The sequence below is a fragment of the Rhizobium sp. RU33A genome (genome assembly GCF_900156055.1).
GTDB lineage: Bacteria > Pseudomonadota > Alphaproteobacteria > Rhizobiales > Rhizobiaceae > Allorhizobium.
On sequence record NZ_FTMQ01000001.1, the window covers coordinates 507,950 to 521,463 of the forward strand.

11 protein-coding genes, 1 tRNA gene and 1 pseudogene are annotated in these 13,514 nt (G+C 62.2%); 10 read left to right on the forward strand and 3 right to left on the reverse strand.

Features of this window, described 5'->3' with window-relative positions:
- The first annotated feature begins 21 nt into the window (after nt 1-21).
- The 3 genes and pseudogenes from BW978_RS02510 to BW978_RS02525 all read left to right on the forward strand — a co-directional run.
- Nucleotides 22-1,191, forward strand: coding sequence for a pyridoxal phosphate-dependent aminotransferase (locus BW978_RS02510; RefSeq protein WP_076391907.1), 1,170 nt, complete (start codon nt 22-24; stop codon nt 1,189-1,191).
- Nucleotides 1,192-1,366: 175 nt separating this feature from the next.
- Nucleotides 1,367-2,398, forward strand: a complete 1,032-nt coding sequence (gene galE / locus BW978_RS02515) for a UDP-glucose 4-epimerase GalE (RefSeq protein ID WP_076391909.1) — start codon at nt 1,367-1,369, stop codon at nt 2,396-2,398.
- A 237-nt stretch (nt 2,399-2,635) separates the two neighbouring features.
- A pseudogene (locus tag BW978_RS02525) lies at nt 2,636-3,332 on the forward strand (ABC transporter permease); the annotation flags it as partial.
- Nucleotides 3,333-3,421: 89 nt separating this feature from the next.
- Here the strand turns inward: BW978_RS02525 and katG are convergent.
- Nucleotides 3,422-5,599 carry a catalase/peroxidase HPI gene (gene katG / locus BW978_RS02530; protein WP_076391915.1) on the reverse strand — a complete coding sequence of 726 codons (2,178 nt, stop codon included), beginning with the start codon at nt 5,597-5,599 and terminating at the stop codon, nt 3,422-3,424.
- 261 nt (nt 5,600-5,860) lie between these two features.
- Between katG and BW978_RS02535 the strand changes: the two genes are divergently transcribed.
- Nucleotides 5,861-6,769 carry a hydrogen peroxide-inducible genes activator gene (locus tag BW978_RS02535; protein WP_076391917.1) on the forward strand — a complete coding sequence of 303 codons (909 nt, stop codon included), beginning with the start codon at nt 5,861-5,863 and terminating at the stop codon, nt 6,767-6,769.
- On the opposite strand, the gene BW978_RS02540 is transcribed toward BW978_RS02535, so the two are convergent.
- Nucleotides 6,756-7,718: a helix-turn-helix domain-containing protein gene (locus BW978_RS02540; protein ID WP_083697465.1), complete on the reverse strand. Its 963-nt coding sequence runs from the start codon at nt 7,716-7,718 to the stop codon at nt 6,756-6,758. The genes BW978_RS02535 and BW978_RS02540 overlap by 14 nt on opposite strands.
- 46 nt (nt 7,719-7,764) lie before the next feature.
- Here BW978_RS02540 and BW978_RS02545 point away from each other — a divergent pair, with 46 nt between their 5' ends.
- A complete protein-coding gene (locus tag BW978_RS02545) occupies nt 7,765-8,976 on the forward strand; it encodes a serine hydrolase domain-containing protein (RefSeq protein WP_076391921.1) in 1,212 nt (403 codons plus the stop codon).
- A gap of 112 nt (nt 8,977-9,088) precedes the next feature.
- On the opposite strand, the gene BW978_RS02550 is transcribed toward BW978_RS02545, so the two are convergent.
- A tRNA-Thr gene (locus tag BW978_RS02550) sits at nt 9,089-9,163 on the reverse strand.
- A gap of 153 nt (nt 9,164-9,316) precedes the next feature.
- Between BW978_RS02550 and BW978_RS23130 the strand changes: the two genes are divergently transcribed.
- The 5 genes from BW978_RS23130 to BW978_RS02575 all read left to right on the forward strand — a co-directional run bounded on the left by BW978_RS23130 (nt 9,317) and on the right by BW978_RS02575 (nt 13,510).
- Entirely contained in the window at nt 9,317-9,631 is a 315-nt protein-coding gene (locus tag BW978_RS23130) for a hypothetical protein (RefSeq protein ID WP_139330279.1), read from the forward strand.
- 126 nt (nt 9,632-9,757) lie between these two features.
- Nucleotides 9,758-11,050, forward strand: a complete 1,293-nt coding sequence (gene murA, locus BW978_RS02560) for a UDP-N-acetylglucosamine 1-carboxyvinyltransferase (RefSeq protein ID WP_076391925.1) — start codon at nt 9,758-9,760, stop codon at nt 11,048-11,050.
- Between the two features lie 138 nt (nt 11,051-11,188).
- Nucleotides 11,189-11,626 carry a DUF2948 family protein gene (locus BW978_RS02565; RefSeq protein WP_054149038.1) on the forward strand — a complete coding sequence of 146 codons (438 nt, stop codon included), beginning with the start codon at nt 11,189-11,191 and terminating at the stop codon, nt 11,624-11,626.
- 108 nt (nt 11,627-11,734) lie between these two features.
- The gene (gene hisD / locus BW978_RS02570) at nt 11,735-13,033 is read left to right on the forward strand and encodes a histidinol dehydrogenase (RefSeq protein ID WP_076393142.1); all 1,299 of its coding nucleotides are present in this window, start codon (nt 11,735-11,737) and stop codon (nt 13,031-13,033) included.
- Nucleotides 13,034-13,036: 3 nt separating this feature from the next.
- Nucleotides 13,037-13,510, forward strand: coding sequence for a UPF0262 family protein (locus BW978_RS02575; protein ID WP_076391927.1), 474 nt, complete (start codon nt 13,037-13,039; stop codon nt 13,508-13,510).
- Nucleotides 13,511-13,514: the final 4 nt, after the last annotated feature.

Below are 13,514 nucleotides of genomic sequence, written 5' to 3' on the forward strand. Positions count from 1 at the left end.
GATCGAAGGAGTGAATTTCCCATGGCCCTGTTGGACAGCCTCAGCCCCCGCGCGCTCGCCGCACCGGAAAGCGGTATCGTCGAGATCATCAACTACGCACGGGGTCGAGACGGGCTTCTGCCACTATGGGCGGGCGAGGGCGATTTGCCGACGCCCGACTTCATCAATCGCGCTGCCAGTGAGGCCCTGCTTGGCGGGGAGACCTTCTATACCTGGCAGCGCGGTATTCCTGAACTCCGCCAGGCGCTCTCGCGCTACTACAAGCGCCACTTCACTGTCGATCTGCCGGTCGAACATTTTTATGTGACGGCTTCGGGCATGCAGGCCATTGCGCTCGCCGTCCAGGCTCTGACCTCGCCCGGCGATGAGATGATTTACCTCTCGCCCTGCTGGCCGAACATCGTCTCGGCCATCGATCTCGCCGGCGCGAAGTCTGTCTGCGTTCCGCTTTCCTTCACCGACGGTCGCTGGATGCTCGATCTCGATCGGTTGGAAAAGGCGATTACGCCGAAGACCAAGGCGCTCTTTATCAACACGCCGTCGAATCCCACTGGCTGGACGGCGACCCGCGAAGACCTGAAGGCAATCCTCGAGATCGCCCGCCGCCATGGCATCTGGATCCTCGCCGACGAAATCTATGCGCTCTACTATTACGGTGCATCCGAACGGGCGCCGTCTTTCTTCGATGTGATGGAAGAGGGCGACAAGGTCATGTTTGCCAATTCCTTTTCGAAGAACTGGTCGATGACCGGCTGGCGCGTCGGCTGGATCGTTGCCCCGCCGGAGATCGGTCAGGTGCTCGAAAACCTCATCCAGTATTCGACCTCGGGCGTCGCGCAGTTCATGCAGCGCGGTGCGGTCGTCGCCCTCGATCAGGGCGACGATTTCATACGGGAGAATATTGCGCGCGCCACCGCCTCGCGCGACATCCTCTGCGATGCCCTGATCGCCACCAACAGGGTCGAGACCTTGAAGCCGGAAGGAGCACTTTATGCCTTCCTGAAAATCGACGGCATCTCCGACAGCCGCAAGGCAGCCCTTGATATCGTCGACAAGACCGGCGTCGGCATGGCACCCGGCACGGCCTTCGGCGAGGGTGGCCTGCCGTTCCTAAGGGCCTGCTTCCTACGCAACCCCGCCCATATCGAAGACGCAGCCGAACGCCTCAGCGGCTATATCAAGGCTCTCTGATCTCCCGAAATGATCGGGTGGTGAATCGATAAAATTTGACTGAAACGGCTTACTCGAACTTTACGAAGAAATCGAATAGGTGAGCCGTTTCAGTGGCTTGGAGGCTTTCGATAAGCACTCTGTAAGATGCGCGTGCTTTTCATATCCCGATAAGAAGAACACGGGAAGAAAAGTCATGGCGATCTTGGTGACAGGCGGCGCAGGCTTCATTGGCAGCCATATGGTCTGGGCTCTCCTCGATGCCGGGGAAGAGGTGGTCGTTGTTGACCGGCTGTCCACGGGCTTTCGTTGGGCGGTTGCGCCCCAGGCACGTTTTTATCTGGGCGACATCGCCAAGCCGACTGTCCTCAAGCAGATCTTCGCTGAGAACGATATTGAGGCGATCATCCATTTCGCCGGCTCGATCGTCGTTCCGGAATCGATCGCCAATCCGCTGAGCTATTACGAAAACAATACCGAAAACACCCGCCGGCTGTTGGCGGCCGCCGTCAAGGCGGGGATCGACAAGGTCATCTTCTCGTCGACGGCGGCCGTCTACGGTCTGCCGGACAAGCCGCTGCCGGTGCGGGAGGATGCGCCACTGCGACCAGAATCGCCCTATGGGCAGTCCAAGCTGATGAGCGAGATGATGCTGCGCGATACGGCACGCGCCCATGGTCTCTGCTACGTGGCGCTGCGCTATTTCAACGTCGCCGGTGCCGATGTGCAGGGGCGCGCCGGAAATTCGGCCGTCGGTGCCACACATCTGCTCAAGGTGGCCTGTGAGGCAGCACTCGGCAAACGTTCCTCGATGTCTGTCTATGGCACTGACTACGATACCCCAGATGGCACGGGTGTGCGGGACTACATTCACATCAACGACCTCGTAGATGCACATCTCCAGGCGTTGCGATACTTGCGAAAGGGTGGCGGGCCCCTGGTGGCCAACTGCGGCTACGGCAAGGGATACTCGGTGCTCGACATCATCGAAGCGGTGCGTCGTGCCACCAACGCCGATTTCCGGGTCGATTACGCGCCGCGCCGTCCCGGCGACGCGTCGCTTGTCGTCGCAGATTCCACCTTGGCGAAGCAGGTTCTGGAGTGGACGCCGCGCTATGACGACCTGGGCGTCATCGTCAACACGGCGCTTGCCTGGGAACGGCGGCTTCAGGAGCACGCCACCCCCGATATCGACGATCTTCGCCGCCGGCTTGCCAGCGGTTTCTAGACGCATGGTTCGTTGCGCCAGAGAGACGCCGTCCCGGTTCGTCGGGGCGGTGTTTTAATGTGACGCGAATGTTGTCCGCCATAGCAATCTCTAATTGACGTGGATCAACTTCGCCGACCGGCCGAGCATCTATGTCTATGCCGTCCTGGTGAAGCCGATGTCCGGCGATGGCAGGCGGATCTCGGAGATGGCGGATGGTAAAGCGTCAAAGCGGCTGGCTGGTCGCATTGGATCCCCCGCATGAATGCCGGTCTCGACACCTTGGTGCTCGACATCCCGCCCGGTTTTCAGCGCGATCTTCTGGCCGGCCACAGTCCACAGATCCAGTTCAACATTGACGCGACCCAGATGACCCAGGCCTTTTCCGGCGGCAGGGTCATTCAGGAAATCGTCACGCGTGAGGAGACGGATTTCCTGAAGCGGGGAGCACGGCACGATCGAACATCTCCTCGTCATGCCGGTCACGCCTGGGGAAATCATGCTGAGCAAGATCTGGTCGATGGGCCTCGTTGTGCTGCTGGCGACGATGTTCTCGCTCTTCGTCGTCGTGCAAGGCGCGCTGAACGTGCCCCTGCAGGGCTCCATGACCCTTTTCCTCATCGGGGCGGCGCTACAACTGGTTGCCGCGACATCCATGGGCATCTTCCTCGCCACGGTCGCGGGGTCGATGCCGCAGTTCGGTTTGTTGCTGATGCTGGTTCTTCTGCCGCTGCAGATCCTGTCGGGCGGCATGACGCCCCGTGAAAGCATGCCCGAGGTGATCCAGTGGATCATGTCGGCGGCACCCAACACGCATTTCGTCATCATGGCCCAGGCGGTACTCTTCAGGGATGCCGGGCTCGACGTCGTCTGGCCTCAGATCCTGGCGCTCATTGCCATCTCGGCCGTCTTCTTCGTCCTGTCCCTGCGCCGCTTCCGCGCTTTCCTGCGCTGAGACCAAGAAAAAAGCCGGAGAGGCGGCTGCATCTCCGGCTTCTTCTAGAGGCTCCGAGCCTCGGGGCACGAGGCTCGTTGCCTTAGCTCTCAGGCTTCGAGATCGAAGCGATCGGCGTTCATCACCTTGACCCAGGCAGCGACGAAGTCCTTCACGAACTTCTCCTGGTTGTCGTCCTGTGCGTAAACTTCCGCATAGGCACGCAGAACCGAGTTCGAACCGAAGACGAGATCGGCGCGGGTCGCTGTGAACTTCTTCTCACCGGTCTTGCGGTCGCAGATGTCGTAGGAGTTCTTGCCCGTCGGCTTCCAGGTGAAACCCATGTCGGTCAGGTTGACGAAGAAGTCGTTCGTCAGCTGGCCTTCGCGGGTGGTGAACACGCCATGCTTGGTGCCGCCATAGTTCGTGCCGAGCACGCGCAGACCTCCGAGCAGCACCGTCATTTCCGCACCCGTCAGGCCCATCAGCTGGGCGCGGTCGAGCAGCATTTCTTCGGGGCTGACGACGTAGTCCTTCTTAGTCCAGTTGCGGAAACCGTCGGCGAGCGGCTCGAGCGGAGCGAAGCTTTCCGCATCCGTCTGTTCGGCGGTAGCGTCACCACGGCCGGCAGAGAAGGGAACCGTCACGTCGTAACCAGCAGCCTTGGCAGCCGTTTCGATGCCAACATTGCCGGCCAGAACGATGACGTCGGCGACACTGGCGCCGAACTCGGCTGCGATCGGCTCCAGAACCGACAGGACCTTGCCGAGACGGGCCGGCTCGTTGCCTTCCCAGTCACGCTGCGGGGCGAGACGGATGCGCGCACCGTTCGCACCGCCACGCATGTCAGACTGGCGATAGGTGCGGGCGCTGTCCCAGGCGGTGGCCACCAGTTCGGCCGTCGACAGACCCGAAGCGGCGATTTTCGCCTTCACGGCGCTGACGTCATAGTTCTTGACGCCAGCCGGAACCGGATCCTGCCAGATCAGCTCTTCGGTGGGGGCTTCCGGGCCGATATAGCGAACCTTCGGACCGAGATCGCGGTGGGTCAGCTTGAACCAGGCGCGGGCAAAGGTATCCTGGAAGTAAGCCGGATCCGCCATGAACTTTTCGCAGATGGAGCGGTAGACCGGGTCAACCTTCATGGCCATGTCGGCATCGGTCATCATCGGCATGCGGCGGATCGACGGGTCGGTGGCATCCACCGGCATGTGCTCTTCCTTGATGCCGATCGGAGCCCACTGCTGGGCACCGGCGGGGCTGTGCGTCAGCTCCCAATCGTAACCGAACAGCAGTTCGAAATAGCCCATGTCGAAGACGGTCGGGTTGGCGGTCCATGCGCCTTCGATGCCCGAGGTGACAGCCAGGCTCGCCTTGCCGTTCTGGTTCGGGTTCATCCAGCCGAAGCCCTGGTTTTCCAGGTCGCCGGCTTCCGGCTCGACGCCGAGCGCCTGCGCGTCGCCATTGCCGTGTGCCTTGCCGACGGTGTGGCCACCAGCGGTCAGCGCGGCGGTCTCTTCGTCGTTCATCGCCATGCGGGCGAAGGTTTCGCGCACCTGAGCGGCAGTTGCCATCGGATCAGGCTTGCCGTTCACGCCTTCCGGGTTCACGTAGATGAGACCCATCTGCACTGCGGCGAGCGGGTTTTCCATCGTGTTCGGCTTGGTCACGTCTTCGTAGCGGCTGTCGGAGGGCGCAAGCCACTGCTTTTCCGCACCCCAGTAGACGTCCTTTTCCGGGCCCCAGATATCCGGGCGGCCGAACGAGAAGCCGAAGGTCTTCAGCCCCATGTCTTCGTAAGCGACGGTGCCGGCAAAGAGGATGAGGTCGGCCCAGGAGATCTTGTTGCCGTACTTCTTCTTCAGCGGCCAGAGCAGGCGGCGCGCCTTGTCGAGGCTGGCATTGTCAGGCCAGGAGTTGAGCGGAGCAAAACGGATATTGCCCGTGCCGCCGCCGCCGCGGCCGTCGGCCAGACGGTAGGAGCCGGCAGAGTGCCAGGCGAGACGGATCATCAGGCCGCCGTAGTGACCCCAGTCGGCCGGCCACCATTCCTGGCTGTCGCGCAGCAGGGCCTTCATGTCGGCCTTCAGCGCTGCAGCGTCGAGCTGCTTTACGGCTTCACGGTAATCGAAGCCCTTGCCCATCGGGTCGGTCTTGGTGTCGTGCTGGTGCAGGATGTCGAGGTTCAGCGCATTCGGCCACCAGGCCATGACGTTTGCGCCGCTTTCCGTGTTCGAACCATGCATGACCGGACATTTGCCGGTGCCTTTGTTGCTCAGGGTATCCATTGTGTACCTCCTTGAAGAAACCGCTTTTCCAGGATCGAATTGCTGACACCCTCTGGAAGAGCACGTCCGCATCACAATCCGATGAACTGGCGGCAGGACTTTGGACCGCCCCGCCTGATCCGTCGTCCGCTTGTTCCCTTTGGAGACAAGCTGGAGAACCGCACCATTCAGGTGGCTCCCCGACAACTTCTGGAATTGTTCTAGCAAATCGGGGCGATTAATGTAAGTTGGAAAATATGATCAGTTCCATAGGATTAGGTTATGATCAATTTCACCCTTCGACAGCTGCGTTATTTCGAGGCGCTGGCCCGTCATGGCCATTTCGGGCGCGCGGCCGAAGCCTGTTCGATCTCCCAGCCTGCCTTGTCGGTGCAGATCAAGGAGCTCGAAGAAGCCCTCGGCGCGGAACTCTTCGAGCGCGCTGCGCGCCAGCTGCGCCTCTCTGCCTTCGGGGAAGAGTTTCTGGTTCGGGTGCGCGATATCCTGCGGTCGGTGGATGAACTGGGTGATCTTGCCCGTGCCCACCGCCGACACTTGGTCGGGCGCCTGCGCATCGGTGTCATCCCGACGGTCGCTCCCTATCTGCTGCCCGGCATGATCTCGGCGCTGACCCGTGAGAATGCCGATCTCGACATCCATGTCCGCGAAACCGTGACGCCGAAACTCCTTCAGGAGCTGGCGGAAGGCCGCCTGGATACCGCGATCGTCGCCTTGCCGGTCTCCGAGCCATCGCTCACCGAGATGCCGCTGTTTGAGGAGAACTTCGTGCTCGTCCGCCCGAGGGCGGATGCTGACAAGCCTGTTCCCAGCAGCGACATGCTGCGCGAAATGCGCCTGCTGTTGCTGGAAGAAGGGCACTGTTTCCGCGAACAGGCACTATCTTTCTGCGACATGGGTTCGGTGCGTCCGCGCGAGATCCTCGATGGCAGCTCGCTCTCGACACTTGTCCAGATGGTCGGCGCCGGGATCGGCGTCACGCTGATCCCTGAAATCGCCATGCCCGTCGAAACACGCTCCGCCGATGTGTCCATCGCCCGCTTCGAGGATCCGCAGCCGTCGCGAAAGATCGGCATGATATGGCGCAAGACGAGCCCAATCGCCAAGCAGTTGACGGAAGTCTCCGATGTGGTCCGCAAGGCCGCCGCCGATTTCGGCGTCAGTTTGCCTTGAGCGTTTCCCGCGGGTGGCGGCCGAAGAAGGCGGCATAGTCGCCCGAAAAGCGCCCGAGGTGAAAGAAGCCCCAGCGCGTGGCAGCCCGGGTCACGGTCAGGCCGCGTGACCGCGCTCTGAGATCACGGTGGACGCCGTTCAACCGCGCCATCCGGTACCATCGATCAGGAGCCTGCCCGAAAGCGGCGAGCGTTGCCGCCTCAACCTCGCTCTGTGCAAGTGACCAGCGTTCGCAGAGCGCTCCGAAGGTCTCGGGGATATCGTCCCCCTCAAGGAGCGAGCGTTCCAGTTGGCTGACAAGGTCGATCGCAGCAGACCGGCTGATCCTCTGGCTGGGCGAGGGTGCAAAAGCGCCGGCACAGCTTGAGAGGCGCATCAGGAGAACCTCCTCCAGCGCAGCCGTCGCTGATGTGTCGAGCCCACCGCCAGTCCGCGCCTGGCCGAGGAGGCAAAGAAGCCAATCGCGCAGAAATTCATCCTCCGGCCGCAGCCTCCTCGACCGGATGACGGGTTCTTTCGCATCGAGAGCGAGCAGAGAGGCCGGCATTTCCACATGCAGGAGTTCGCTGCCACTGCCGGGCGCGACCAGCAGATGGGTCAGCCCCTGCCGCATGGCGATGACGGCGTCGGTCTCACACCGGCCATCGACGCGCCACCCGCCCTCGGATCGAAGCGGGAAGAGCAGTGACACCCGCCCCCCGGGGCTGATCGTCTCCTGGCCGATCGGAAGATTGATGCGGTCGCGCGTGATGGTGACCTGTCCGATCGAAAGCGTTTCCGACACCGCCGCATAGCGGCCCCGCCCCAACTGGTTGCTGGCGATCTGCCATCCTCCGACGGCGCCCGCCTGTTCGGTCACGTCGTCGAACGCCTGGCTCCGATAGGTCCATGCAGCTCCTGCCCAATTGTTGAGCGTATCCCCTGGAGGTACCTGGATAGAGTGCCCCATGCGTTTCACCTAGTTTGCATGTCTTGCGAACAAAGGAGGAGTTCTCATGAAATCGAAACTAGCCTGTTCTGTCGGCCTCGCGCTGTCAATCTCGAGCACTGCCATGGCTGCCGAACCATCGCGCTGGGAGACGCCGACCATGATCAACGGCCGGGCCGCCATGCTCATGCCGGAGCTGAATTATCTGACTTTCCAGCACATGGATCAGCTCTTCGCCACGCGGCCTGTGGCGGCAGGGGACACCAAGAGAGAACTGTCGCGTGAGGAGCGTGACATCGGCAACAGTTTCGTCTTCGAAGGCAAGGAGCAGGGGCTGGAAGACTTCCTCGAAAGCACGGCAACAAACGCGCTGCTGGTCATCAAGGACGGAAAGATCGTCAAGGAGATTTACCGCAACACCAGCGGTGAGCAGACCCGCTTCATGTCCTTTTCCATGGCCAAGTCCATGCTGGCGACCATGATCGGCATCGCGATCTCCGAAGGCAAGATCAAAAGCGTCGATGACAAGGTCGTCGATTACCTGCCCGACTGGAAGGGCACGGCCTATGCGGATGTCACGATCCTCAATCTCCTGCGCATGCGCTCCGGCATCGACTGGAAGGAGATCTACGAGTTCGGCAGCGAGACCCAGCTCACCAAGGTCCACGACAATTCGCTGGTCGGCTACAAGTATCGCTGGTGCGACTATGCGCGCAACGAGGCAAAGCCGCTGAACGAACAGGGAAGCACCTTCAACTATTCGACCCTCGATACGTCCGTTCTCGGCTGCGTTCTGGAAGCAGCCACCGGCATGAAGGGGGCGGACTACATGAGCGAAAAGATCTGGAAGCCGGCCGGCATGGAGGCGCAGGCCTTCTACGTCCTCGACGGCTCGGACGCGGTTGGTCGCGAGTTCTATGGTGCGGGCTTCAACGCCACCCTTCGCGACTATGGCCGGTTTGGCCTGATGATGCTGGAAAACGGCAAGGTCGGGGAAACGCAGGTCGTCCCGCAAGACTGGGTCGAGGCCTCGACCGTTGCCCCCGCTGATTCCGAGGTGGTCGATCCTGAGGCAGGTTATGGCTATGGATACCAGTGGTGGACGATCAGCGGTTCGGACGCCTATTCCGCCGTCGGCCTCTACAATCAGTACGCCTATGTCGATCGGTCGAACAACGTGGTGATCGTCAAGCTCGCAGCCCCTGCGAGCCCGCTCGGCTACGAGCGCGAGAACCTGGACTTCTTCAAGCGCATCTCGGAAACGCTCGCGACGAAATAGCCAAAGCCGGACGCGCCTGCAACACCAATAGCCCGGTCGTCGACACCAATCTGCGGCCGGGAGAGCGCGTTCGACCGATCAAAAGAAACCTAAAAAATCTTTGGGGATGGAATGGTGCTGCTAGAGAGATTTGAACTCTCGGCCTCTCCCTTACCAAGGGAGTGCTCTACCCCTGAGCTATAGCAGCATCTGGCGGGCGACGCGTTTGGTCGGCCCTGAACGAGGCGCCTATTGCCATAGAGTTTCGGGCAGCGCAAGCGTAAAGCGTTTGGGCGGCGAAGTTTTGTGACGGGGGCGGATGGGACTTTGCGATTTTCCTCCGATCGGTTATCACCCGCGGATGACGAAGGACCGGGAAAACAAGGGCGAAACGGATGGTGGTCAGCCGGAAGGCCAGCCGCTCGCCGATCGTGGAAAACGTACGCTCTCTGATGCTGAAGCGCGTCGGCGTGAGCGAGCGGCGGCGAAGTTGCGTGAAAATCTCGCCCGCCGCAAACAGCAGTCGCGGGCGCGCCGCGCCGGCGAGGCCGAGGATGGCATAGGGTTGCCCGCCGCGCATTCGGCGTCGGTGGAGACGATTGCAGAAGTCGAGGGCGGAGAAGGGGCGTGGGACAATGCCAATCCTGTCGCAAATTCGCCCAAACCCGGTGATTAACCGAGCGTTGCGGCTTCAATTGAACCGCCCGTTGTTTTCGTCTAAAGAGCCAGCCTCGCTGGATTGGCTTCCCCTCACACGTTCTCAAGGAAAGGCGGGCATCTCTCGCCCGTATCGCAGGCTCTCATGGATCGCATCAGGATTGTTGGTGGCAATGCGTTGAACGGGATCATCCCGATCTCGGGCGCCAAGAACGCAGCGCTGCCCCTGATGATCGCCTCGCTTTTGACCTCCGACACGCTCACGCTGGAAAACGTGCCGCATCTGGCAGACGTAGAAGGCCTGATCCGCATTCTCGGCAATCATGGCGTCGACATCGCCGTCAACGGCCGCCGCGAGCATCAGGACGGTTCTTATTCGCGCACCGTGCATTTCACCTGCCGCACCGTGGCTGATACCACCGCACCTTACGAGCTGGTCTCGAAGATGCGCGCGAGCTTCTGGGTCATCGGCCCGCTGCTGGCCCGCGAAGGCCAGGCCCGCGTTTCGCTGCCGGGCGGTTGCGCCATCGGCACGCGTCCGGTCGATCTCTTCATCGAGGGCCTGACAGCGCTCGGCGCCGAGATGGAAATCGACGGCGGCTACATCAATGCCAAGGCGCCGAAGGGCGGCCTGATCGGTGCCCGCTACACCTTCCCAAAGGTCTCGGTTGGCGCGACCCATGTCATGCTGATGGCAGCTTCGCTTGCCCGCGGCACGACCGTGATCGGCAACGCCGCCCGCGAGCCTGAGGTGGTCGATCTCGCCAACTGCCTGAACGCCATGGGGGCGAAGATTTCAGGCGCCGGCACCGCTACCATCACGATCGAGGGTGTCACCAGCCTCTCCGGCGCGCGTCACCGGGTTCTGCCCGACCGCATCGAGACCGGCACCTATGCCATGGCCGTTGCCATGACCGGCGGTGACGTGACGCTGTCGGGTACCGACATCACGCTCCTCGACACGGCCATCGAGGCTATCCGCCGCGCTGGTGCCGAAGTGTCGGCCGTTGAAGGCGGCATCCGCGTCATCGGCCATGGCGATCAAATCCGCCCGGTCGATATCGTCACCGAACCTTTCCCGGGCTTCCCGACCGACCTGCAGGCGCAGTTCATGGGCCTGATGACCCGCGCGAACGGTGTCTCGCATGTCACCGAGACGATCTTCGAAAACCGCTTCATGCATGTGCAGGAGCTGGCCCGCCTCGGCGCCAAGATCACGCTGTCTGGCCAGACAGCCCGCATCGAAGGCGTCACCCGCCTGCGTGGCGCCCCGGTCATGGCAACCGATCTGCGCGCTTCGGTGTCGCTCGTCATCGCCGGCCTGGCCGCCGAAGGCGAGACCATGGTCAGCCGCGTCTACCATCTCGACCGTGGTTTCGAGCGCCTGGAAGAAAAGCTCACCCGCTGCGGTGCCATCGTCGAGCGCATCAGCGACTGAGCCCTCGGCTCGGGCGCACTCTTTCACAGCGATGCGGGGCGAAAAGTCTTTTTGCCCCGTTGCCACTGGACAAGCCGCAACCTATGTCCAAAACATGAATTCGACGGGCACCGCCGAGAGGCGATACTGTGAGGTGACATGACGGACCTGAAGCTGCTGGCGCTCGATGCCGATGATCTCGCGATCATCTCGGCCCACATGCAGGACGCCGTGTTCAAGGTCGGTGACCTGAGCTTTTCGGCCCGCTCGGGCCTGTTTTCGCTCGCCGCCAACCGCTTCGTCTGGGAAAAGGCGGCACGCGCAACCAAGAGCTTCGAGCGCCGTCGTGCGGCCTTGAGCTTCAAGCGCGTCGAGGCGGTTCGCTCGATCGGTTTCGACCGAGGCAAGGCCGAGGAAGTCATGAGCCTGCTCGCGATCCGTTACGTGCCCAAGGGCGACGGTCCCGATGGCGTCGTCGAGCTCGTCTTGGCAGGCGGTGGTATGGTTGCCCTCGAAGTGGAATGCATCGAGGCCCAGCTTGCCGATATCGGCGGCGCCTGGGAAACGACGGCTCGGCCGGAACACGAGGCCGGCTGAGACGGCTGGATCGCGGGGCTGGCTCACGAGGCCGGCTGATGAGGCCGAGTGGCGGGCAATCGTCGCGGCTTGATTGAATTGAGAATGCTTGAGAGGGAAATACTGGGCGTGGCAATCTGGCTGGATCAGGCATCGGGAGATTTCGAGGCGCGTTTTGCGGCCTTCCTGACGACCAAGCGTGAAGTTTCCGACGACGTCAACGATGTCGTGCGCAAGATCATCGACGATGTGCGCGCGCGTGGCGATGCGGCACTCGCCGACTATTCCAAACGCTTCGATGGCGTGGATTTTTCGACCGTTTCCATGCGGGTGACGGATGAAGAGATTGCAGCAGCACTCGCCTCGACTGCGCCTGAGCTGATCGACGCTCTGAATCTCGCCGCCGAGCGCATCGAGCGTCACCATGCCCGGCAGATGCCGAAGGACGACATTTACGAGGATGCGATCGGGGTCGGACTCGGATCGCGCTGGACGGCGATCGATGCCGTCGGCCTTTACGTGCCTGGCGGCACGGCGAGCTACCCGAGCTCGGTGTTGATGAATGCGCTGCCGGCCAAGGTGGCAGGCGTTCCGCGCGTTGTCATGGTCGTGCCGGCAACGGGCGGGACCATCAACCCGACCGTGCTGGCAGCCGCGAGCATTGCCGGTGTCACCGAGATCTATCGCATTGGCGGCGCCCAGGCCGTGGCAGCCCTTGCCTATGGCACAGAGACGATCGCGCCGGTTGCCAAGATCGTCGGCCCGGGCAATGCCTATGTCGCGGCGGCCAAGCGCCACGTCTTCGGCACCGTCGGCATCGACATGATCGCCGGTCCCTCCGAAGTCCTCATCATCGCCGACAAAGACAATGACCCGGATTGGCTGGCGGCCGACCTTCTCGCCCAGGCCGAGCACGATCCGGGCGCCCAGTCCATCGTCATCACCGACAATCGCGCACTTGGCGAGGCGGTGGAAGCGGCTGTTGAACGGCAGCTGAAATCCTTGCCGCGCGCCGAGACGGCCTCGGCCAGCTGGCGCGATTTCGGCGCGATCATCATGGTCGAGACGCTTGAGGATTCGATACCTCTGGCCAATCGGATCGCAGCCGAGCATCTGGAACTCGCCGTCGACGATCCGGAGCCGCTGATCGAAGGCATCCGAAATGCCGGTGCGATCTTCGTCGGTCGCCATACGCCGGAAGTGATCGGCGACTATGTCGGCGGTTCGAACCACGTTCTGCCGACAGCGCGATCCGCACGCTTCTCCTCGGGGCTGGGAGTGCTTGACTATGTCAAGCGCACCTCGATCCTGCGGCTCGGGCCGGAGCAGTTGCGCAAGCTTGCGCCGGCTGCAATTGCGCTGGCGAAATCGGAAGGGCTCGAAGCCCATGCCCGCTCCGTCGCCATCCGCCTCAATCTCGGGGACTAGCACATGGCGGCGGGCGACTTCCGGCTCTCAGATGTCGTGCTGGACGAGACCATCGGGCGCTCGACCCCTGATGTCGAGCATGAGCGGGCGGTCGCCATCTTCGATCTGATCGAGGAGAACTCCTTCGAGCCTGTTGGTCATGCCGGCGGTCCCTACAAGCTCTACCTGTCGCTGGTCGACCGCAAGCTCGTCTTCTCGATCAAGACGGAAAGCGGTGAGCACGTGGCCGTCCACATCCTCTCGCTCACGCCCCTGCAGCGGATCATCAAGGACTACTTCATGATCTGCGAGAGCTACTACGAGGCGATCCGTTCCTCGACACCCTCGCAGATCGAGGCGATCGATATGGGACGCCGGGGCATCCACAATGACGGCTCGCAGACGCTGATGGATAGGCTCTCGGGCAAGATCAAGCTCGACTTCGATACCGCCCGCCGTCTCTTTACCCTGGTCTGCGTGCTCTATTGGCGGGGCTAGGGCC